The 22,613-nt window shown below is 39.9% G+C and carries 19 protein-coding genes; 3 read left to right on the forward strand and 16 right to left on the reverse strand.

Annotation, left to right across the window (positions count from 1 at the left end):
• Positions 1-28: 28 nt before the first annotated feature.
• Positions 29-577 (forward strand): hypothetical protein, encoded by a 549-nt coding sequence (locus tag G3567_RS08685; RefSeq protein WP_164004937.1) that lies wholly within the window; start codon positions 29-31, stop codon positions 575-577.
• Here the strand turns inward: G3567_RS08685 and G3567_RS08690 are convergent, their stop codons facing one another.
• From G3567_RS08690 to G3567_RS08745, 12 genes are all read right to left on the reverse strand, one after another.
• Positions 578-2,104, reverse strand: a complete 1,527-nt coding sequence (locus tag G3567_RS08690; protein ID WP_164004938.1) for a GH3 family domain-containing protein — start codon at positions 2,102-2,104, stop codon at positions 578-580.
• Between the two features lie 198 nt (positions 2,105-2,302).
• Positions 2,303-4,429, reverse strand: a complete 2,127-nt coding sequence (gene scpA / locus G3567_RS08695; RefSeq protein ID WP_164004939.1) for a methylmalonyl-CoA mutase — start codon at positions 4,427-4,429, stop codon at positions 2,303-2,305.
• Position 4,430: 1 nt separating this feature from the next.
• On the reverse strand, positions 4,431-5,834 hold the full coding sequence (locus G3567_RS08700; RefSeq protein WP_164004940.1) for a methylmalonyl-CoA mutase subunit beta: 1,404 nt from the start codon (positions 5,832-5,834) through the stop codon (positions 4,431-4,433).
• Positions 5,827-6,159: an FtsB family cell division protein gene (locus G3567_RS08705; RefSeq protein WP_164004941.1), complete on the reverse strand. Its 333-nt coding sequence runs from the start codon at positions 6,157-6,159 to the stop codon at positions 5,827-5,829. Before G3567_RS08705 ends, G3567_RS08700 begins: the two co-directional genes overlap by 8 nt.
• Positions 6,160-6,177: 18 nt before the next feature.
• Positions 6,178-6,786, reverse strand: coding sequence for a uridine kinase (gene udk / locus G3567_RS08710; protein ID WP_164004942.1), 609 nt, complete (start codon positions 6,784-6,786; stop codon positions 6,178-6,180).
• Between the two features lie 19 nt (positions 6,787-6,805).
• Positions 6,806-7,465, reverse strand: a complete 660-nt coding sequence (locus G3567_RS08715; protein WP_164004943.1) for an alpha/beta hydrolase — start codon at positions 7,463-7,465, stop codon at positions 6,806-6,808.
• Positions 7,465-7,818: a hypothetical protein gene (locus G3567_RS08720; RefSeq protein WP_164004944.1), complete on the reverse strand. Its 354-nt coding sequence runs from the start codon at positions 7,816-7,818 to the stop codon at positions 7,465-7,467. The genes G3567_RS08715 and G3567_RS08720 overlap by 1 nt, the downstream gene beginning before the upstream one ends.
• Positions 7,808-9,058 (reverse strand): dihydroorotase, encoded by a 1,251-nt coding sequence (locus G3567_RS08725; RefSeq protein ID WP_164004945.1) that lies wholly within the window; start codon positions 9,056-9,058, stop codon positions 7,808-7,810. Before G3567_RS08725 ends, G3567_RS08720 begins: the two co-directional genes overlap by 11 nt.
• Positions 9,059-9,063: 5 nt before the next feature.
• Positions 9,064-10,986, reverse strand: a complete 1,923-nt coding sequence (locus G3567_RS08730; protein WP_164004946.1) for a BatA domain-containing protein — start codon at positions 10,984-10,986, stop codon at positions 9,064-9,066.
• A gap of 3 nt (positions 10,987-10,989) precedes the next feature.
• Complete coding sequence (locus G3567_RS08735) at positions 10,990-12,207, reverse strand: sensor histidine kinase (protein WP_164004947.1); 1,218 nt, start codon at positions 12,205-12,207, stop codon at positions 10,990-10,992.
• Between the two features lie 73 nt (positions 12,208-12,280).
• The gene (locus G3567_RS08740; protein ID WP_164004948.1) at positions 12,281-13,057 is read right to left on the reverse strand and encodes a TIGR02757 family protein; all 777 of its coding nucleotides are present in this window, start codon (positions 13,055-13,057) and stop codon (positions 12,281-12,283) included.
• Positions 13,041-13,700, reverse strand: a complete 660-nt coding sequence (locus G3567_RS08745) for an ABC transporter ATP-binding protein (protein ID WP_164004949.1) — start codon at positions 13,698-13,700, stop codon at positions 13,041-13,043. Before G3567_RS08745 ends, G3567_RS08740 begins: the two co-directional genes overlap by 17 nt.
• A gap of 129 nt (positions 13,701-13,829) precedes the next feature.
• Between G3567_RS08745 and msrA the strand changes: the two genes are divergently transcribed.
• Together msrA and folE are read left to right on the forward strand one after the other, a co-directional pair.
• The gene (gene msrA, locus G3567_RS08750; RefSeq protein ID WP_164004950.1) at positions 13,830-14,375 is read left to right on the forward strand and encodes a peptide-methionine (S)-S-oxide reductase MsrA; all 546 of its coding nucleotides are present in this window, start codon (positions 13,830-13,832) and stop codon (positions 14,373-14,375) included.
• Between the two features lie 3 nt (positions 14,376-14,378).
• Complete coding sequence (folE, locus tag G3567_RS08755) at positions 14,379-14,963, forward strand: GTP cyclohydrolase I FolE (protein ID WP_164004951.1); 585 nt, start codon at positions 14,379-14,381, stop codon at positions 14,961-14,963.
• Between the two features lie 55 nt (positions 14,964-15,018).
• Here the strand turns inward: folE and G3567_RS08760 are convergent, their stop codons facing one another.
• Genes G3567_RS08760 through uvrA form a run of 4 tightly spaced genes read right to left on the reverse strand, consistent with a single transcriptional unit; the run spans position 15,019 to position 22,585 of the window.
• Positions 15,019-17,826 carry a gluzincin family metallopeptidase gene (locus G3567_RS08760; protein WP_164004952.1) on the reverse strand — a complete coding sequence of 936 codons (2,808 nt, stop codon included), beginning with the start codon at positions 17,824-17,826 and terminating at the stop codon, positions 15,019-15,021.
• The gene (locus tag G3567_RS08765; protein ID WP_164004953.1) at positions 17,823-19,046 is read right to left on the reverse strand and encodes a hypothetical protein; all 1,224 of its coding nucleotides are present in this window, start codon (positions 19,044-19,046) and stop codon (positions 17,823-17,825) included. Before G3567_RS08765 ends, G3567_RS08760 begins: the two co-directional genes overlap by 4 nt.
• 3 nt (positions 19,047-19,049) lie before the next feature.
• Complete coding sequence (locus G3567_RS08770; RefSeq protein WP_164004954.1) at positions 19,050-19,736, reverse strand: LOG family protein; 687 nt, start codon at positions 19,734-19,736, stop codon at positions 19,050-19,052.
• Between the two features lie 14 nt (positions 19,737-19,750).
• Entirely contained in the window at positions 19,751-22,585 is a 2,835-nt protein-coding gene (gene uvrA / locus G3567_RS08775) for an excinuclease ABC subunit UvrA (protein WP_164004955.1), read from the reverse strand.
• Positions 22,586-22,613: the final 28 nt, after the last annotated feature.

Raw genomic sequence — 22,613 nt, forward strand, 5'->3', positions numbered from 1 at the left:
ACCTTAATATCATAAGTCTAAACATTCTATGAGAGGTCAAGAATATCATGTTTATCCGGAATCTATCGCAGATGAAATAGAGCTGGCTTTGGGTTTTTTTCCGCAGTTGAGTGAGGTTAAGATTACCTTTAAGTTCAAGGCTGACATCAAGAAATCGACTATGCAGGCTCAGCCCAGATTCAAGAGTTTGCTCAAACCACGGTCCGATCGAGAATATTATATTTTTATAAGCGAGAAATTTAAGATATCGGGACAGGAGTTTAAAACCATCAATGTTCCCTCGGAAGTCATGACGGGTTGGATAGGCCATGAGCTAGGTCACATTCTGGATTATGAAAATCGAAGTGTTCTAAATTTGATTTGGTTTGGAATCCGGTATTTATATATGGAAAAACACATCATTGAAGCTGAACGCGCTGCAGATACCTTTGCCGTGAATCAAGGTATGGAGGACTATATTTTAAAAACCAAAAACTTCATACTCGACCACGCCGATATTGATAAAAATTATAAAAAACGGATTCAGCGGTATTACTTATCACCTGAAGAAATCATGCAGATTGTCCAGGAGCGCTAATCAGTGCTCCTGAACAAATTTTTCCCAGTCTTCGAATTTCTCTTCGTTCATCACCCGTTCCATCTTTACCTGTCCGCCCTTCTTTTTATTTCGGGCGTTCCAGTCGTAAAACACTTTAGGTTTGATGAGCTCGACTTTAACGCCTTTTAAGGCTTTGGTTCTGGCAACTTTATAATTTTTATTGGCAGCCTGCAAAGCTTCATCCAAAGCTTCTGCCACTTTAGAAGAATCTAAGCTCGTGTCTGAAGTCCCTAAATACCAATAGTGATAAAATTCATCATCTTCTCCGCGCTTAGCACAGATGGTGTATTCTGAAATATCGATATCAAATTGATCTTCCAGGGTTTTCATAGCAGCATCCATCTTATTGACCGATAACTGGGAGCCCACTGTATTTAAAAAGAATTTGGTGCGTCCGGTGATTTTGATTTCAGCCTTGGCAATGTCGATAAACTGAATGGTGTCTCCAATGCTGTAACGCCAGGCACCACTTACGGTGCTCACGAGAAGAACATAATCCTGATCGAGTTCCACGTCTTCAAGGCTGATACTTGGTGAGTTTGCTTTTAAAGACCCATCCGGATTGATATAGTCTGGCTGAAACGGAACGAATTCAAAAAAGATTCCATTATCGGTAAGCAGCTGCATGGCATCGGTTTCTGGTCGGGTTTGCAGGGCTATAAAGCCCTCTGAAGCTAAATAAGTATCTACCACTTCAACGGGTTTACCCGTCAAGCGTTTAAAGCTTTTTTCGTAAGGTCCAAAGGCCACACCCCCGGAGGTGTAGACTTTAAGGTTGGGCCAGATCTCATGTATGTGATCGACTTTATGGTAGTCGATGACTTTTTCCATCATCAGTTCCATCCAGGAAGGAATGCCGCTTAAAGCGCCAATATCCCAGCTTTTAGCATGTTCAGCTATCTTTTGGACGCGTTCATCCCAGTCATCAATCTTAGAAATTTCTTCGCCAGGCTTATAAAACCCGCGAAACCAAAACGGAATTCGACTCGCGCTTATCCCGCTGATTTCTCCTTCAACGTGTTCGTTGTTTTTTTCAAGATTAGTAGAGCTTCCCAGCATCATGATTTCTTTTTCAAAGAAATCGGCCGGCAAATCAAAGTTTTCCATCGCCAAAACCTGTTTGATACCGGCATTTTTAATGGCCTCAATCATATCATCGGTGACGGGAATTCGCTTGCTGGTTTTACCTGTGGTGCCCGAACTTAACGCAAAGTAATCCGGATGTCCTGGCCAGGTGACATTATCTTTTCCTTCGTGAAGCTTGTACCACCAGTCGTTATGGATTTTATCATAATCGAAATAGGGGATGGTAGATTTGAATGCTTTATAGGGGTGGCTTGAATCTAAAATTTTTGAAAATTTATAATGCTTTCCAAACTCAGTTAGCTTTGCTTTATCCAGTAAAAACTTAAGTGTTTCCTTTTGATTTTTGATATGGTCTGTCTCAGAAGAAATGGAATTTCTGAGGTTGATAACGCCTTTGATGATGTTTCCTATGATAGCCATGACTGGATAAGTTTTTACGCTAAACTAAAACAATACCTTTTTTTTATTCTGAATTTAGTATTAAATTAAAATTAATCTGTACAGAGCATCTATTGTTGATATAGACATCTCTAAGACCTCAAAGTCCCGAAGTTTTTGAGACTGTGAGGTTTAACTCCCGTTATTTTGATTTTAAAAGTTGACTAATATTTAAAGGTCTTAAAAACTATCATTCAGGATCTCTAAAATCTGAATGGCAGCCTCACTGATTTTACTGCCGGGACCAAAAACAGCCACAGCACCTGCATCGAAAAGAAATTTATAGTCTGCTGAAGGAATGACTCCACCAACAATAACCATAATGTCTTCTCTGCCGAGTTTTTTAAGTTCAGCAATGACTTCGGGCACAAGTGTCTTATGACCCGCAGCCAGGGAAGATACACCAAGGATATGCACATCGTTTTCCACAGCCTGTCTTGCCGCTTCCTGAGGCGTTTGGAATAAAGGACCAATATCGACGTCAAAGCCTACATCGGCATAGCCTGTTGCTACCACTTTGGCGCCCCTGTCGTGACCATCCTGTCCCATTTTGGCAATCATGATTCTTGGTCGGCGACCTTCTTTTTCGGCAAACTCATCGGCTAAGGCCTGCGCTTTACTAAAGGATTCGTCTGTTTTCATCTCTTTGCTATAAACACCACTAAAGGATTGTATTTTGGCCTGATGTCTCCCGTAAACGTCTTCAAGAGCATCGCTAATTTCGCCCAAAGTGGCTCTTGCTCTGGCCGCTATAACAGCAGCCTCCAAAAGATTACCGTTTTCTTCTCTGGCGATTCGGGTGAGTTCGTTCAGGCTGTGTTTAACTTTTTCATTATCGCGCTCCGCTTTAATTTTGGAAAGCTTTTCAAGTTGCTGTCTTCTCACGGTTTGATTATCCACCTCCAGGGTGACGATGGGATCTTCCTGCTTCAATCTGTAAGCATTGATCCCTATGATTTTATCGGTTCCGCTATCGATTCTGGCCTGCTTTTTGGCAGCGGCCTGTTCTATTCTCAGTTTGGGAATTCCAGCTTCAATAGCCTTGGTCATGCCCCCAAGTTCCTCCACTTCTTCAATGTGTTTCCAGGCCTGTTTAGCAATGTCATGAGTCAGCTTTTCTACATAATAACTACCAGCCCAGGGATCAACAGTACTTGTGATTCCCGTTTCTTCCTGCAGGTAAATTTGTGTATTCCTTGCAATACGTGCAGAAAAGTCAGTCGGGAGTGCTATGGCTTCGTCCAGGGCATTGGTATGTAAGCTTTGCGTCCCGCCAAAAGCGGCGGCTGTGGCTTCAATACAGGTTCTTGCCACATTATTGAAGGGATCCTGTTCGGTAAGTGTCCATCCACTGGTTTGTGAATGTGTTCTTAAGGCTAAAGATTTAGGATTTTTAGGTTGAAAGCGTTTGACCAGTTTGGCCCAGAGCATTCTCGCTGCTCTCATTTTGGCAATTTCCATGAAATGATTCATCCCTACGCCCCAAAAAAAGGAAAGTCGTGGCGCAAAGGTATCGATGTCCATGCCGGCATCCAGTCCTTTCTTGATGTATTCCAGTCCGTCAGCCAGGGTATAAGCCAGTTCAATATCTGCCGTAGCTCCGGCCTCCTGCATGTGATAGCCGGAGATACTGATGCTGTTGAATTTAGGCATATTCTGAGATGTAAATTCAAAAATATCAGAAATGATTTTCATGGAGGGCGTAGGAGGATAGATGTACGTATTTCTTACCATAAACTCCTTCAAAATGTCATTTTGAATCGTTCCCGAAAGCTGTTCCTGCTTTACGCCAGTTTCTTCAGCAGCGGCGATATAAAAGGCCATGATTGGCAAAACCGCACCATTCATGGTCATGGAAACCGACATTTTATCCAAAGGAATCTGGTCGAATAAAACCTTCATGTCTTCGATGGTATCGATTGCTACGCCAGCTTTACCGACATCCCCAACCACGCGTTCGTGGTCACTATCGTAACCTCTGTGGGTTGGCAAATCGAATGCTACCGAAAGCCCTTTTTGTCCGGCGGCAAGATTTCGTCTATAGAAAGCATTACTTTCCTCTGCAGTAGAGAAGCCAGCGTACTGGCGTATGGTCCATGGCCTTATAACGTACATCGTCGAGTAGGGCCCGCGCAGGTAAGGAGCCATTCCTGCTACAAAATCCCGATGTTCGATCTTCTCTAAATCGTCTTTCGCATAAGTCGATTTTAATTTGATCTGTTCTGCAGTTTTAAATTTAGTGACCTCTTCCTGCTGCTTGCGGGAAGCCGACTTTAAACTGATCTGCTGTATATCTTTTCTTTCCATACTACGCATTCGATTTTGAAGATGGATTTGTTTTTTCTTTCTCCAGCCTTTCTTTTTCATGGGGTTCAGCCAGTCGTTTCTCAAGAATAGGTTCAATCAGTGTTTTTCGCTGATGCTGCTTGAGAAATGGGAAAAGCTCTAAATCCTGTGACATTCGGTCTTCCAGATTTTTATACTTGTTCAAACCCACTAAGGTGAAATCCCCGGAATTGACTTTGGATTGTTCCTTCTCAGCGCTTTCTTTTATTTTCTTCTGAATTTTACCTTCAAATAGCTGCTGAATGAAACCCTGACCAGCTTCAATCGTTTTAAAAATAGCTAAAGCTTTTTCTGCCAGTTCCCTGGTCAGACTCTCAATGTAATAGGTGCCGTCTACAGGATTTAAGACCTTATCAAAATAGCTTTCCTGTTTCAGTATCAGCAACTGATTTCTGGAAATCCGTTCGCCAAACTCGTTGCGTTTATGAAAAATTTCATCGTAAGCGAGGTTATTCACCCAATTGGCGCCTCCCAAAATCCCGCTCATACACGCAGTGGTCGTGCGCAGCATATTCATATTATAATCGTAGATGCTGTGGTTACGCTTGCTGGGCTCAGCGATGATATGGAGTTCAATGTCAATGTCATATTCGCCGGCTAGACTTTGGGCCAAAAGGCGTAGGGCTTTCAGTTTTGCGATTTCAAAGAAATAATTGGATCCCAGACTCATGATCAGATTGACAGTCAGGCCGGTCAATTTTGAATCGTCTCGGTTTAAAACATTTAGATATTCATTAAGATGAGCCAAAGCATAGGCTAGCTGTTGAATGATGAGTCCACCGGAATTTTGATACAGCCTGGCATCGATGTTAATCTGATTTTTAAAACCTGAAAGTGTTGTGGTTTTTAAAAAAACTTCAAAGTCTTCTTTTTGATTTTTAAACCAATTTCCACTGGAAGCCAGCTGGTGAACCGGATCAAAACCCAGCCAGGCTTTTTTATCGTGATGTCTAAGACAGGTGCTTAATTTTTCAAAAAACGCATAATCCTGAAATAAGAACTCGACAAAAAGCGGGGTCTTATCCTCTTTTAAAGCTTCAAAAAACTTTAATTTTTTATCATCCGCTTCAGGAATGATGATCCATAGGCTTTCTGCACCGCGTTCTATAACATCTTTAGCATTTTGAATAGTGATCTCAACATTTTCCAGATAAAGCTTTTCAGTGACATACCAGGCTGGAGAGTCAGGTAGCGAAAAATCGTAATCGTGATGATCTGCATGGTAAAAAGGCTTGATGTCAATCCCTTCGTCGGTAGAATTGACAAGGGTTTTATTGTAATCAGCTCCTTTTAAATCAGCTTGTATCTTTTGCTTCCAGGCTTTCGCCGAAACCGGATCAAAGGCTTCAAATAATGTCTTACTCATCTTTATCGGTGTTTAAGCTGTCTTCGTATTCAATGATATAAATGTCTTCATGGGGTCGTTTCATGAAATAGGTTTCTCTGGCGAATCGCTCTATCTCAATGCTGTCTTCTAGCTCCTTCAGAATTTGCCTGTCCTTTTTGATTTCGTTTTGATAATAGAGTTTGTTGGCTTCTACTTCGTCGATTTCCTGGTTGAGTTCTCTGTGAATCAACCAGGAATTGCTGTCCAGAAACAGCATCCAGATAAGAAAGACCGTGAGCAGTAACACGTATTTGTTGCTCATAAATTTGAACCAAGGCTTTTTCTTAAGGTCTTTATATTTCATAGCTGTAAGTTACTAAAATTAGAGGAGTCTTTCCTTAATTATAGTTTGAACAATATCAATCGCTACCGTATTGAACCTGTTATTCGGAATAATGATATCTGCATACTCCTTGGTGGGTTCTATAAACTGCTGATGCATAGGTTTCAGGGTGGTTTTGTAGCGATTTAAAACTTCGTCCAGGTCTCTTCCCCGTTCCGATATGTCTCGCTTAAGCCGCCTCATCAAACGCTCGTCACTGTCGGCATGTACGAATATCTTGATGTCGAACATTTCTCTGATATCCGGATGCGTAAATATCAAAATGCCTTCTACAATCATCACTTTTTTGGGTTTGGTGGTAATGGTTTCCCGGGTTCTGTTGTGTTCTTTGAAGGAATATACAGGCTGCTCGATAGATTCACCTGTTCTCAAAATTTTTAAATGCTCCACCAACAGGTCAAAGTCTATGGATTTAGGATGGTCAAAGTTGATTTGCTTCCGCTCTTCCATAGGCAAATGCGACAAATCCTTGTAGTAAGAATCCTGATAGATCACATCGACTTCATCGTGTTGTAATTCATTAATAATTTGGTTCACCACAGTAGTTTTACCACTTCCAGTTCCCCCAGCAATGCCAATAATGAGCATAATAATTATGTATAAAAAATTAATTGTTTTGTTTCCTGAGCCAGTTTTTGAAACTTTGAAAATTTTGAGGATTGATGCCATGCCCTACGGGATATTCTTCATAGGTCAGGTCAATATCCAGTTTTTTTAGAAAGGGCTTATTATTTCTAGCCCATTCCACAGGAATAACCTGGTCTGCGCTACCATGAGAATTATAAATCTTCAGATGGCTAAAATCATTGGATTCATAGCCTGCTTTTAGCATACTGGGATCCACATATCCCGAAAGGCCTATGATATTTTTCACCAGATGAGGATAGGAGAGGCCTAAAGCAAAACTCAAAATGGTTCCCTGACTAAAACCAAGCAAGGTAATGTCATCAGGGTCAATAGGATAGGCTTCAAGGGCTTCTTCAATAAAGGTCTTGACCAGGTCTCTGGATTTGATTGCCTGCTCCACATCACTGAATTTTCCCTGTTGCGCATCAAAATTAATCGCGTACCAGGCATTGCCCATCGGTTGGAGCGCATAAGGCGCTTTCAGGGAAATAATCATATAGTCTTCGGGCAATTCACTGGCAAACGAAAACAAATCGTTTTCGTCGCTTCCGTAACCGTGAAGCATGAGTAGAAGTGGCGCATTTCCTGATAAGCTTGAAGGTCTTATCAGGTGCGTCAGAGATAAATCTTTAGTTGTCATTAAGTCAGTTTTTTAAAAATGGTTTGACACAGGTTTCCAATCAGGGGAACTTTATTTTCTTTACCGGAAACAGCGCCAATAAAGCCGTAAATCCAAAGGATAAAATAAGCCAGATAAAAAGCAGAGCCAATCATCATATTTTGAAGTTCGCTCAGGCTATCATACAATCCGTTGATGATTACACCAAAAAAGATGATGAGCAAGTTGATACCCAGCGCCTGTCTGATGTGAAAACTTGCAAACTCATGCTTGTTTTCATCGCTGTTCAGGAACAAGGCCAGAATGCTTCCGAAAATGGTAAAATAGGCTACTATGGCTGCGGTTTTTCCGCTTCTTTCCTGTTTAATTTTCATAGAACGAGTCGTTATAAATACTTCCAAATACCTTTCCTTTCAGACTTTCGCCGAGAAATATACTGTTTTTGGTTTTTGAAAAAATATGCTGTTTCTGAAATGTATATTCTGAATCCGGGTCAAACAAGCTTAAATCCGCCCGCTGCTTAAGGTCAATTTTAGAGGTTTGTAATCCGAAATTCGTTTTGGGTTTGGTTAATAATTCTGAAGCCTTTTCGGCACCAAATAAGGTGTTGACCACTGAAAATGCAGATTCCAGGCCAATGCTGCCGTAACTCGCATTTTCAAATTCAAGTGCTTTGTGCTCTTCATCCATGGGTTCGTGATCGCAGGTTAGCATATCTATAACCCCATCTTTCACTGCATTCTTTAAAGCTTCAGTGTCTTTCTGAGTACGCAGCGGAGGAAGGATTTTGTACTTGCTGTCAAAGCTTTCCAGCATATCACTGGTAAAGAATACATGAGGTAAAGCCACGCTGCAAGTGACCTGCAGACCTTTGGCTTTGGCCTTTTTTATCAGTTCTACGGAGGCTTTGGTTGAGAGATTGGGAATATGCAATTTGCCACCTGTATATTCCAAAATGTAAAGATCTCTGGCGATTTGCAGTTCTTCTGCAAGATTTGGTATGCCTTTGAGACCGATATAGGTAGTGAACTCATCTTCATTGACCTGAGCCCTGCCTGCTATGTATTTGTCCTGTGGATAAGAAAAAAGCAGTCCCTCAAAACTCTTCATATACTGTAAGGCAATTTTGAACAGGTTGGCATCCGCCACAGGGGTCTTGAAATCGTAAAACCCTACCGCACCGGCCATTTGCATGTCATAAAGTTCTGCAAGATTCTTACCGTCAAAGCCTTTGGTTAAGGCTCCAAGCGGTTTGATGTCTATAAGCTGAGGATCGATTTGCTGCTGTAAAAACTTAACCGCTGAATTCGTGTCGGTGACGGGATTGAGGTTAGGGTTCAGCAAAAAACTCGTAAAACCAGATTTTCTAGCCGTTATGACACCGTTGGCAAGGGTTTCTCGCTCTTCAAAGCCAGGCTCACCAAAAGAGACAGAGCTGTCAAAAAAACCGCAGGATACATGCAGGTTTTTAAAACTCAGGATCTGATCGGCATTAAGAAGGCTGTCTTCAATTTTAGTAATCACTCCATCCTCAACCAAAATGTCTTTGGTTTGTAAATGGTAAGAACTCTCTGGATCTAGAATTTTGGCAGATTTTAAAAGGAAAGAAGACATAGGCGCTAATTTAAAAATCTTAGTATTAAGAGTTCCATTACAAAGAAACCCATTGCAAAAATAAGCATCCAAACCCAAAGCTCAAGGATTTTCCTGTCTTCTGTAAAAGAATTAAAGGCTTCTTGAATAGAAGAAAAGCTGTTGGCTTCCAGGTTGCTTGTCGTTAAGGGCGTGAGCTGACTTTCGCTGCGATCCTGATTGAAACTTAAGTGTAGTAAAACCGAATCTCCCTGAACAAGCTGATAGTGTCCAGGTGTTTCAGGTTGATACCGGGTATCGATCTGTATGGAATTTCCAAGTCGGGTTTGTTGAGGAATGACCTGCTGGTTTTCATTTTTAAGTTTTAAAACTTCATCTTTTCCCAGATCGGCTTTAATCCTGATGAGATTTTTTTCTCCCAGAATAGAGTAGAGTTGGGCACTGGGACTGCTTTGCATAGCCATATTATAAAATAAAGGAACGATGAGTGGAGAGTTGGTGAAATTCGAAATTTCTGCGTTTAATGGAGACGCAAAGCTATACACCCTATTCCTTTCTGCTAAAAAGGACTGCCCGTTACTAAACTCCAGAATAGGAGTGAAGGCAGTGTTAATAGTGAACACCTTTGAGGTGGATGGATAGTCAAAATTTTTGATTTTCTCCGAAAAGACATTTTCAAACACGGGATGTTCATAATTGATACGGGTTATTTCTCGTTTAGCAGTCACAGAGTTCTGATAAATGCTTGGCAGATCTACAAGATCTTTATAGGTCCCAGAGATATTGGATTCATCAGGAATCATCACCAGACTGCCACCAGCGTCTAGAAAGGCTCTCAGTTGACTGCCAAGAATGGGATTCACCTCTGTGATTTCATCAAGGATGACAAGATTGGCTTCTGATAGTTTTGAGTAATCAAAATTAGCTATCGAATATGCATCGAAATCAAACAAATCCGTTTGATAAATGGAAGCCAGAAAAGAATTACCGATTTTTGATCCTGTATTTAAGGCCAGGACTTTGATTTTCTTTTCCCCGGTTAAGCTAAAAAAAAGGTTGTTATCGTAGGATAAACCATCGGTTTCGATTTCCAGTTTCCCTGTTTTAAATTCTCTGTTGGATAAATCAAAGTTTACAAGTGCTGACGCAGACTTTCCAAAACTGGCTTTTGTTTTGGCTATGAGTTTACCTTCATCAAAAAGCGAGACTGTAACATCCTTTTCAGTTTCGGCCTGAGATTTAATTTCTGCCTGCAGGATTTTACGAGTGTTGCTGGCTTTTAACCGGGCAGAAGCAATAGTAAAATTTTCCAGGGAAGAAGCTTGCTGACGGATAAAATTGAGAGAAAAATCGCCGGAAGGCTTCAGGTTAACTTCCTCCTTGAAGTTAAGTGCATCTGAGATGATAAATAAATTTTTATAAGACTTCTGCTTTTGAAACAGAGACCCTGCCTGAAGCAGCAGGTTTTCAAAACTCAGGTGGACGGGGGTAAAATCAATAGAAAAGAAATCGGCTTTTATATCGCTTTTGGTGACATGGTTCCAGGTCTGGTCATTTGTAAATAGCGAAAATCTCTGATCTTCGCCGAGTTGATTCCAAAGGCTTTGTTTCGATTCTTCGAGTAAAGAGGAATTTTTACCCGGTAATTCCATGGAATATGAGTTGTCCAGGTAAATGACTATTTCGTGGTCTTCCAGAGCCTTTTCTGTAGTTGGAATAACCGGTTTAGCAAAGGCCAAAACTAAAAAAACCAGACCTAAAAGTCTGGTGGTAAGGATTAGCCATTTCTTTAATTTAGCGCTTTTTCTGGCTTGCAGCTTTATGCGTTTTAACAGCGCTACATTACTGAATTTGGTGGTTTTATATTTTCTAAGTCGGAATAAATGGACTAAAATAGGAATGATAAGTAAAAAGAGAAAGTAAAGAACATCTGGCTTTTCAAAAATCATAAATCAATTTAATTTTTTGGTGCGTTCTATGGTAAACTCGAAGGTCGTTCCCTGTCCTTCTTCAGAACTTACTGAAATTTTACCACCCAGATTATGAATCATCTTTTTGACAGTAGATAATCCAATGCCATTTCCCTTATTCCCTTTTCTATCATTTACGGCTAATGTAGAAAAGAGATTGAAAATTTCCTTCTGTTTGTCTTCCGGAATGCCTATACCATTGTCTTTTACGTAAAATCTATAAAAATGAGGCTCTTTTTGAAAGTCAATATCAATTTCGATTTTAGGCTTGTCGTTATATTTCAGGCTATTGCCTATCAAATTGAGAAGGATTTGCTCCAGGGCCACTCTATTGGTGTAAATCTCGATGCTTTCTTCCGGGAATCTGATGTCACAATCATCGCCGATATCCATCATTTCCACGATATCCTCAACTAGGCTGTGTACATCAAATTTTTCTAAGGATTCATCATTGCTGGTGATGGAATCACTCTCATAATGCGTGAGAATATTGGATATATAATCACTTAACTGAAAGGAAGACTTCTTGAGGTTATTCAAATATTCCAGGCCCGATTCGTCCAGTTTGTCTTTGTATTTTGCCTTTAAGACATCAATGGTGACAATCATATTGGCCAGAGGCATTTTCATATCATGAGAGACAACCCCTGCAAAATTTCTAAGTTGAGCGTTTTTTTCCTTCAGCTGTTTTTGAGTTTTCTTTAAACCCCTGTTGATAAAGTGAAGTTCAAACAATTTGATAACCTGATTGGCTAAAAAGAGCAGACCTTCTTTTTGTTTTTGGGATAAGGTCCGCGGCTGATGGTCAATGACACAGAGCGTACCTAAGGCGTATCCATCTTTGTTTCTCAGGGGAACGCCTGCATAAAAAATGACTTGGTCTTCACCTTCAACCAGTGGGTTATGCGTAAACCTTTCATCTAAGCGAGCATCGGACACCTCCATGATTTCATCTTCAGCTTGTATCGCTAAATTACAAAAGGAGTAATCTTTATCGGTTTCACAGTGATCGATACCGATTTTAGACTTAAACCACTGTCTGTTTTCATCCAAAAGAGAAATCAAAGCAATAGGAGTATCGCAGATGGATGCTACTAATTTTGTGATCTGGTCATATTCTTTTTCGGGTAAACTGTCTAAAATATTAAGTGATTTTAGTGCAGCTAACCTTTGGGATTCAGTATTTGGGTCGATCTTCATTATAAGATTTGTAGGATAATTTTATCTCAATATCGAACTGCAATATACAAAAATTAAGATTTAAGACCATGTGTTAAAAACTTTCAAAAGCACCAAGGCCAAACAATGCAAAGTCATACTTCACAGGATCTTTAGAATCCAGCAGACGCAGATTATCATCCAGTTCTTTTACAGCCTTGGCATCATTTTGAGATCTCTTAAGAAGTCCGAGTTCTCTTGCAATTCTTCCTGAATGTACATCCAGGGGACAGGATAACACTGCAGGTGATATACGCTTCCAAATTCCAAAATCCACACCATTCGGGTCTTTCCTCACCATCCAGCGCAAAAACATATTGATGCGTTTTGCTGCTGAATTTTTTTCTGGATCGCTGACGTGCTTTTCGGTTCTCTTTTCATGATCGAGTTGAAAAAAAATGGATTTAAACTCATGTATGGCAGGCTGTAGGGAATGTTCCACCTGGTACTTATGAAATACAGCCTCTAAGCCCTCATGCTGGGTGTAAATGAATTTTAAGGCCCTGATGAAATATCTCAAATCGTCTGCGTTGAAAGTTCTGTGGACAAAACCTGTACAGCTTTCAAGATCGCGTTCAGTGTGATTCATAATAAAATCATAGGGCTCAAATTGTAGAATTTTACATAGCTTTTCTCCATTATTGAGGATGCTTTTTCGGTTTCCCCAGGCAATACTCGCTATTAAAAATCCCACAATTTCGATGTCTTCTTTCTTTTGAAATTTATGAGGAATAGAAATAGGATCTGTGGCGATGAATTTAAACTGGTTATAAAGTTCAACTTTTTCGTCTAAAAAAGGTTTTAAATCTTGAATTTTAGACAAATTGACCATCTTTCATTTCTAATTTTCGATCGGCCATGTCGGCCAGTTCTTCATTGTGAGTCACAATGACAAAAGTTTGATCAAACTCATCTCTCAGTTTTAAAAACAAATTGTGCAGTTTATCTGCTGAGGCAGAGTCCAGATTACCCGAAGGCTCATCTGCAAAGATGACTTTAGGTTGATTAATCAATGCCCTTGCTACAGCTACGCGCTGTTGCTCACCACCACTCAGCTCATTGGGTTTGTGTTTTGCTCTGTGGCCCAGGTCCAGAAAACCGAGTAATTCTTTAGCCCGCTTTTCAGCCTCACGTCTTGAGGTATTATGAATGAAAGCAGGAATACAAATATTTTCCAAAGCGGTAAACTCCGGTAGTAACTGATGAAACTGAAATATAAAGCCGATATTTTCATTTCGGAATCTAGCCAGCGCTTTCTTTTTGAGGCCATTTATTTTTTGCCCATCAAGTTCTATAAGCGAATTGTCGTTTTTATCGGGTTGTTCTAAGGTCCCTAATATTTGAAGCAAGGTGGTTTTACCAACCCCGGAGGGGCCTACAATGGAAATTATTTCTTTTTGTTTAATTTCTAAATCAATGTTATTTAAAACTTTCAGCTCCCCGTAATGTTTGCTGATGTGTCTGGCCTTTATCATGAATCAAAATTGAAATTCAAAAGTCAGAATAAAATCTGAATTAAAAAAAAGTCATCAGCTACTAATATTTCCTTAAATGAAAATATATTGTTTAATATGTACGTAAATTTGTTCAACAAAATATAATTTATGTCAGATCAAAATTTAAAGTTAGCCACTTTTGCAAACGGATGTTTTTGGTGCACGGAAGCGGTTTTTCAAAGACTTGAAGGCGTCGAAGAGGTTAAGTCAGGTTTTACGGGAGGTCATATTAAAAATCCGCCTTATAGAGAAGTAGTCATGGGAAGAACAGGCCATGCAGAAGCAATTCAGGTAAGTTTCAATCCGGAAGTAGTGGATTATAAGACGCTTTTATATGTATTCTTTTCTACCCACGACCCTACAACCTTGAACCGACAGGGGTATGATGTGGGTGAACAGTATAGAAGTGAAATCTTTTATCATTCGGAATCACAGCATCAGCAAGCCCTCTCTGTTATTCAGGAACTCGAGTCTGAAGGCGTTTTTGAAGATAAAATCGTGACTAAACTTTCACAGGCTTCAAAATTTTATACCGCAGAAGAGGAGCACCAGAATTTTTACAACACCTTTACTGAAAACAGGTATTGTCAATTAATCATTGAACCAAAATTAGCCACCTTAAGAAAAAAGTTTAGTCATCAACTTAAATCCTAACTCATGTCCTACAAAACTTACGAAGAATACGCGCAGCCTTTTGTCGACGAAATAAAAACCAGTTATTTGTCCATTCTTGAAAACATAGGCGAAGATCCCTCAAGAAACGGCATATTAAAAACACCTGAACGTGCAGCGAAAGCCATGCAGTTTTTGACTCAGGGTTATGAAATGGATCCTCAGAAAATTTTGTTGGGGGCTATGTTTGACGAGGATTATGATGATATGGTGCTGATCAAAGACATCGAACTCTACTCCCTCTGCGAACACCACATGTTACCATTTTTTGGCAAGGTGCATATCGCCTACATTCCCAATGGAAAGATTGTAGGTCTGAGCAAAATTCCCAGAGTGGTAGATGTTTTTGCAAGGCGTTTACAGGTTCAGGAGCGCCTCACCCATGACATTTTAGAATGTATCAATGATACTCTTCAGCCCAAAGGTGTGGCGATAGTTATTGAGGCTCAGCACATGTGTATGATGATGCGGGGCGTTCAGAAACAAAATTCTGCAACAACGACCTCTGGTTTTAGAGGGGCCTTCAAAAATCAGGAAACGCGAAATGAGTTTCTTAAATTGATAGGCTAGGGCTTATAAAGAATAAATAACCATTGAGCAGATTCAAAATGGAATCTGCTTTTTTTTAGTACCATTTTCTGGTAAATAATTTAAAAATGGTAGATAAATCCAGTGAAACTATAAATCGAATGCGCTGATCGTAGTTATCCTGACCTATTTCCCAGCCCTTACTGGAATAAATCGGCAGGTAAAGTTCAAAATAATCTTCAACAAAACTCAGCCGTATACCTGAGTCGTACACAAATTGTGGATTGGAGTAGCTGTTTTTGAAAAAACCGGCATCTCCGTAAACGAATATCCAGTTCCAGAGGGTTGTGCTTACATTGGTAGAGGCAATCCAGTTATCGGCAAACCTTTGATCAAACTGAGACTTAAAACCACCTTCAGCCATGATAAATTGCTGGCTAAAGAGTCCGCTTTCTTCACTTCGTCCGTAATAGTTATAATCAAATAAATAATCGGTTGGTCTGTCTAGCGCGAAGCTGAAAAAATTGGAATCCTGTTCATCATTATATAAGAACAGACCTCCGTAAAAGCGCAGATTGATTTGTCGATTGTTGTTATAAAGTTTTCGAAAGCCGAAGGTTGTAGAAATCTTGCTAAATTTTTGAGCGATCTGATAATCTACAGTAGATGTAAAAGACTTGTCCAGACTTTTATCAGTAAAATTGTATCGGATATTGAAAATATTATAATTGGGCTCTTCCGTTTCTACCAATTCATTGATATCCTGATCCACATTGACTGTTCTCACAAAAAGATTATGCCTGGCATTATCCCTCAAATCCTGCGGCCTGTAAGTCATTCCAACATAGCCGGAATAGCGTCTGTAAAATAAGTCTTCATTATACGAAAACCTTGAACCCGTCAATCCATATCGCACCTGAAACAGGTCTTCTCCTTTTAAAAAATGTGTATAATCTATGGACGCTCCTCCAACCACGGCATTGCTTTTTAGTCCATATTTTGGGTTTATCTTAAAACTGAGTTGTTTTGGGAGAACTGAGGTGTTGTACAATTTAGGTCCTAAGGCAAGTCCGTCATAAAGGTTATACGTAAATTCAGGAGTTATAAATAACTGATTATAGGCCGGGTCTTCAATGTCTTCCAGGAGTCTAAATTGAAAGGGTTTATTCAGAAGTTTTCCACGACTTTTAAAATTGTTTCTGATATTTATTTCAGGAATAACCTGCTCGTAATTCAGTGCGATTTGATCGCTTCCCAAGTCCTCCAAATAAATCAGTGTATCTTTTTTAAATGGCTCTACCCAATTTTTCGATAGTATCTTATCGCCCTTCAGTTGATATACCGGAACCGGCATTGCATTTCTGGTTTTATTGATGAGTTTAATCTCAAGTGAATCGGCTATTTTTCTGAGTCTTTTGATTTTAAAGTCGATATCCTTTGAAGAGCCTAGATAATTGTTATAAAACCAGGAAATATCTTTATCGGTTAAAACAGATAAAATATCGAAATAATCCTGCGGACTGGAAAAATCCGAATTGTATTTGTTAAAGTAAATTTTCAGGCTTTCATCAACAATATCCTTTCCGAGGTAATCTTCCAAATACTTAAAGCCTAAACCGCCTTTGTAAGGGTTGGAGAGCTTCTGATTAAACTTAAGCAGGCTGTCTTGGGGAAAATCGACGGGTTGACCTAAATTTTGTCGAATGGTAGTCTGATGTATAAAGTTATACCTGTCATTGAACATCAAATCGGAAGCATGAAACCATTTGATACCGATAAAGTCTGAAAAGGAGCCGAGTAAGTGAACATCCGGGTAATAGGTTTCAACATAATCTATCATCACTTTAACCAGTATGGCGTCCAGAAACCACTGGTTTTTTCTGGTATGGGTAAGTAAGGATCGCCTTAGGTATTGGTCCGTAAGCGTTTTAAGCACTTTGATATCATATTGGAACCCATCTGGAAAAGGCCTTATAAAACTTGGCAACTGATTGAGTCCGTAGACAGGAGAGGTATTATAATCTTCTTCAGTAATCATCATGGTTTCAAAATCAAAATCTCCAAAACGATTTTCCAAAAAATAAACGATCCTATCAAGAATGAGCGCTTCTATCTCGGGTCTTAATTCACTGTCTTTTAAGTTAGTAATTAGAGTGACGTGATCGGTTTTAACAGCCTCAAAATCGTCAATCTGTTTGACATATAATTTAGTCCCTGCCAAATTTTTTCCTGTAAGCTTCAGTTTTTTGTACCCGGTAAGGGAACTTTCCGATTTGGAGTGTTCAAAACTGGATTTTACCCTGTAGGAATTTGGAAATTCAAAGGTCAAGTCATAATCCAGTCTCTGAAGCGGATAATCGTTGAGATCCTTATGGCTGTATAATATCCATTCTTCCTGTAAAATGGCAGGAGATATGAGCCACTGGTTTAAAATCAGCTCCCTTTGATTCCAGCCAAAACCTGTGAAATTAGAGTCCGGGACATACAGGCTATAATTTAAATCAATATCGACAGACTGACCTGGGGGTAAGGCTTTTTCCAGTTCAATTTCAATAAGATCGGGTTGTCCTTCCACACGTTTCCAGCTGGAGTTAGAAAATGGAGTAGATAAAGCGTGTATTTGAGTGCCTCCTCTTTCATCATCTGAGGCGAAGTGAAACCTGCGCACATATTCCTGCGCATACCGCTTGGCCAGTGGACTTTCCTTATCGGAAAAGGCATTGTTCCAATCGTATAGATATATCGAATTCAGGGGCTTATCACTTGTATTCTCAAAAGTGATTTTTTGAGTGATGTTCAACGTCTTTAAGTCATCAGAAGTCAATATATCAGCCGAAATCTTATTTTGAGAAAAACCCAAAAAAGAAATCAAAAGCAGGGCTAAGTAAAGTGATTTTTGAATCAACGGCTTATATAAAATTTAAGTGTATGTGGTATTTGACCAACTTTTATGTAATACATTCCAATGGATAACGCAGAAACATCTAATGCTATTTCCAAACTGGAAACGTCAAAAGAGGAAACTTCTTGTCCAAGTGGATTGAAAATGCTGACTTTTTCTGAAATGTATTCAGGGGAAAACCTTAAATCCAGGCGATCATTAACAAGGTTTCCACCGGTGAGTCGTACAGGTTGTTCTGCAGTAAATCCAGCCGTGGACAATAAATCTTCTTTTACATTCAGACTCATCACCACCGGCAGGTGATCACTCATGGCATAAAGCCATTCTCTTAATTCCTGGGTATAGGTGCCGCCACAATCTACACTGTTGATATTGTCATTAAAACAGTTTCCATTGTTACCCCAGGCTTTATAAGAATCCTGGATATAACTCATGCTGTTTATATCTGTGCTTATAGCATCCGAAATCAACATGATATCAAACCTGTCATCTAAACCTCCTCCGGCACCATAATCTTCAAAATCAGAATTGCTTAAGCGGGTACTTTGGGTGTGGATGCCGGCAAAATCAGTATTATTGTTCCAATCTCCTGAAGAACTTATAGGGTCCTGCATATCCAGTTTAGTCGTCCCATTCAACAAGGTCTGGTAAGCCGGCTCTGATGACGAATACATATTAAAATCTCCGGCAAGAAGGATGTTTGTATTGGAAGGAAAGCTTCCGATATAGTCGATAAACTGCTGGGCTTCATATAAGCGTTCATTTTCATTTATTTCGCCACCCGAAGCCTTAAAATGGGCTACAAAAACTTCAAATGCTATTTTGGAACTTGTATTGAGTTCAAAGCTGTAATGGTTTATGTTTCTGTAGTTGGTTTCTATCTGAAAGGTTGAAATCAACTTGAATATATCGGCATTGTAATAAAGTGTCTGATTAATATAGGCTCCGGGATTGGCTAAAAAAGGAGCCTGTACAATATTTTCAGTTGTATAGTGGAATGAGTAATCCAATATATTTTGAGCGTCTGCTTCGGATTCGACCTCACTTACCATAAACAAATCTGGCTCGTAAGTGGCTAAAATTGAATTTAAGATATCTACGCGTTCTCTTGGTGGAGCACTGGAAAAATTAAGGACATTGTAAAACATGGTTTTGATTTCTGTTTGTCCAAAACTCAGTTGTGAGTATAGACAAATCAGAAAAAGCAGTACAGTTTTATTCATAATTTAAAAGTTTGGGCTTAAGTCGTATTGATTATAAAATTTATCCAGGATTTCAATGACCTCGTCTTCAGTATCTACCAATTCTATGAGGTCGAGATCTTCTACACTTACCGTTCTGACTTTTTCAGCTAAGGTTGACTTGATCCAGTCCAGCAAGCCTTCCCAAAATTCTGTACCGACTAAAATAATAGGGAACTTGTCAATTTTCCCGGTCTGTATAAGCGTTATCGCTTCAAAGAGCTCGTCTAAGGTTCCAAAGCCTCCGGGCATCACCACAAAGCCCTGAGAATACTTCACAAACATGACTTTTCTGACAAAAAAATAATCGAAGTCAAGATTTTTGTTGGAATCGATGTAAGGATTATTATGCTGTTCAAAAGGCAAGTCGATATTGAGTCCAACAGAGGTGCCGCCACCCAGATTGGCTCCTTTATTCCCTGCTTCCATAATACCAGGACCGCCACCTGTAATGATCCCGTAGCCCTGATCTACAATTTTATTGGCAACTTTCACGGCGAGTTCGTAATATTTTTCGCCAGGTTTTGTTCTTGCAGAACCAAAAATAGTCACACAAGGTCCAATCTCGCTAAGGCGTTCATAACCATAAACAAACTCACTCATGATTTTAAACAGGGCCCAGCTATCGTTAGCTTTTATTTCGTTCCAGTTTTTCGGATGTTTCTCTACCATGATTTTTTTAGTTGTTACAATTCTTTCTTTAAATATTGAGCTGTATAGCTTTTTTTGTCTTTTATGATTTGCTCAGGTGTACCCTTAGCTACCAATTGCCCCCCTTTTTTTCCGCCTTCATATCCAATATCAAAAATATAGTCTGCAAGCTTTATCACATCCATATTATGTTCGATAACCAAAACCGTGTTTCCTTTATCCACTAATTTTTGCAAAACTTCCATCAGGACGCGAATATCTTCAAAATGAAGTCCTGTAGTGGGCTCATCCAAAATATAAAATGTATTGCCTGTACTTATTTTAGACAATTCTGTGGCGAGTTTAATCCGCTGTGCTTCTCCACCCGATAGAGTAGTGCTCTGTTGTCCTAAAGTGATGTATCCCAATCCAACATCCTGAATAGTCTTCACCTTTCTGTAAATTTTCGGAATTGGCTCAAAAAAAGCGGTGGCTTCATTTATGGTCATTTCGAGCACATCACTGATGGACTTTCCTTTAAACCGTATTTCCAGGGTTTCGCGGTTGAAACGTTTACCCATACAGGTTTCACATTCGACATACACATCAGGTAAAAAGTTCATTTCTATCACTTTTACACCAGCTCCGCCACAGGTTTCACAACGTCCTCCTTTCACATTAAAACTGAATCTTCCGGGTTTATAACCGCGGATAAGGGCTTCAGGTGTTTTGGCAAATAAATTTCGTATTTCCCCAAAAACACCGGTATAAGTGGCAGGATTGGACCGAGGTGTCCTTCCAATAGGCGACTGATTAATGTCTATGACTTTATCTAAATGCTTGAGACCCCTCACTGTTTTGTGGGGAAGCGCTTCCATTTTTCCATTAAAAAAATGATTGTTGAGAACAGGATAAAGCGTATCGTTGATGAGGGTAGATTTACCACTTCCCGAAACTCCGGTAACCACAACGAGTTTGCCTAGAGGTATCTTGATGGATACATCTTTTAGATTATTTCCTGTGGCATTCATCAAATGCAGATGCTTGCCATTTCCTTTTCTTCGGTTTTCAGGAAGTTCAATTTTACGTTTTCCTGAAAGGTAGTCTGCCGTTAGGGTATTGTGTTTCAAGATGCTTTCCGGATCCCCTTCGCTTATAATTCTGCCGCCGTTTTTTCCGGCATGAGGACCGATGTCTATCACATGGTCTGCTCTTTCTATCATGTCTTTATCATGCTCCACAACGATAATGGAATTCCCCACATCTCTTAAAGCCACTAAGGAATTGATCAGTTTTTCATTATCGCGCTGATGAAGGCCTATACTGGGTTCATCGAGAATGTACAAGACGCCTACGAGCTGAGAACCGATTTGTGTAGCCAGCCGAATTCGCTGAGCTTCTCCACCTGAAAGGGTTTTGGAACCCCGATTTAGGTTCAGATAATTAAGACCGACATCTTCCAGAAAAGAAAGTCTGGTTTTAATCTCCTTGATGATTTCCTCTGCGATTTTCTGTTCGCTTTTCCCCAGCCTTTTTAGTAAATCTTTAAAGAAATAGACCAGTTCATCCACATCCATATGAACTATGTCCGCGATGTTTTTGTCGTCGATTTTATAATAGAGTGATTCTTTTTTAAGTCTGCTTCCGCTGCAGGTCTCGCAGGGCTTTTTATCCATGTACTTTTTGGCCCAGCGTTTGAGCGCTGCCGAAGATTCTTTTTGATGAAATGTATTTTCTATGAATTTGGCGACACCTTCAAAATTATAGCTAAGCGATTTACTCACTTTAGACGTTTCGCTATACTTCTCAAACCTGGCACTACCCCCATGAAGAATAACCTCCAGCGCTTCTTTTGGAATAGTTTCAATTGGATCGGTTAAGTCAAATTCAAAATGTTCGGCAATAGCTCGAAGTTGTTTGAACACCCAGTTGTTTTTCTTTTCCTTGCCGTGAGGTTCAATGCCACCCGCTTTGATGGATAAGCTGGGGTCTGGAATAATCCGATCAAGGTTAATTTCGTAAACCTCTCCAAGGCCGTTGCATTTTGGACAGGCCCCCTTAGGTGAGTTGAAGGAGAAGTTATTTGGCTCTGGGTTGGGGTAGGAGATGCCTGTGGTAGGACACATCAAATTTCGGCTAAAGAACTTAGGGTCCTCTTTATCGTGTTCCAGAATCATCATCACATTATTACCCTGCTTCATGGCAATGGCAATGCTTTCACTGAGACGTTTGTCGGTTTGGATGCCCTCATCGATTTTAAGACGATCAACAACGATTTCAATATCGTGGATTTTATAACGATCCACCTTCATTCCTTTTTCAATGTCTGTTATTTCACCGTCAATCCTTACCTTTAGAAAGCCCTGCTTGGCGATTTGTTCGAAAAGTTCCCGGTAATGCCCTTTTCTGGAACGGATAATGGGTGCCAGAATATTAACCTTTTTACCTTTAAAATCTTCAATGATTTTATTCTGAATCTGTTCATCGGTAAAACTGACCATTTTCTCACCGGTTTTGTAACTGTAGGCAGTTCCGACTCTGGCGAACAAGAGCCTCAGGAAATCGTAAATCTCTGTAATTGTCCCCACGGTACTTCGGGGGCTTTTGGAGGTTGTTTTTTGTTCAATGGCAATGACCGGAGAAAGACCATCAATTTTATCCACATCTGGTCGTTCCAGTCCCCCTAAAAATTGTCGGGCATAGGCAGAGAAGGTTTCGATATAACGACGCTGGCCTTCGGCATAAATGGTATCAAAAGCAAGAGACGATTTTCCTGAACCTGATAAACCAGTAATGACCACTAGTTTATTTCTGGGAATCTTAACGTCTATATCTTTTAGATTATGAACTCTGGCTCCAAGGACTTCAATAAATTCTTCTTTTTTTCTCATAGTAATTTCAACGCGCGAATTTAAGTAA

The sequence above is a fragment of the Psychroflexus aurantiacus genome, assembly GCF_010820555.1.
Lineage (GTDB): Bacteria > Bacteroidota > Bacteroidia > Flavobacteriales > Flavobacteriaceae > Psychroflexus > Psychroflexus aurantiacus.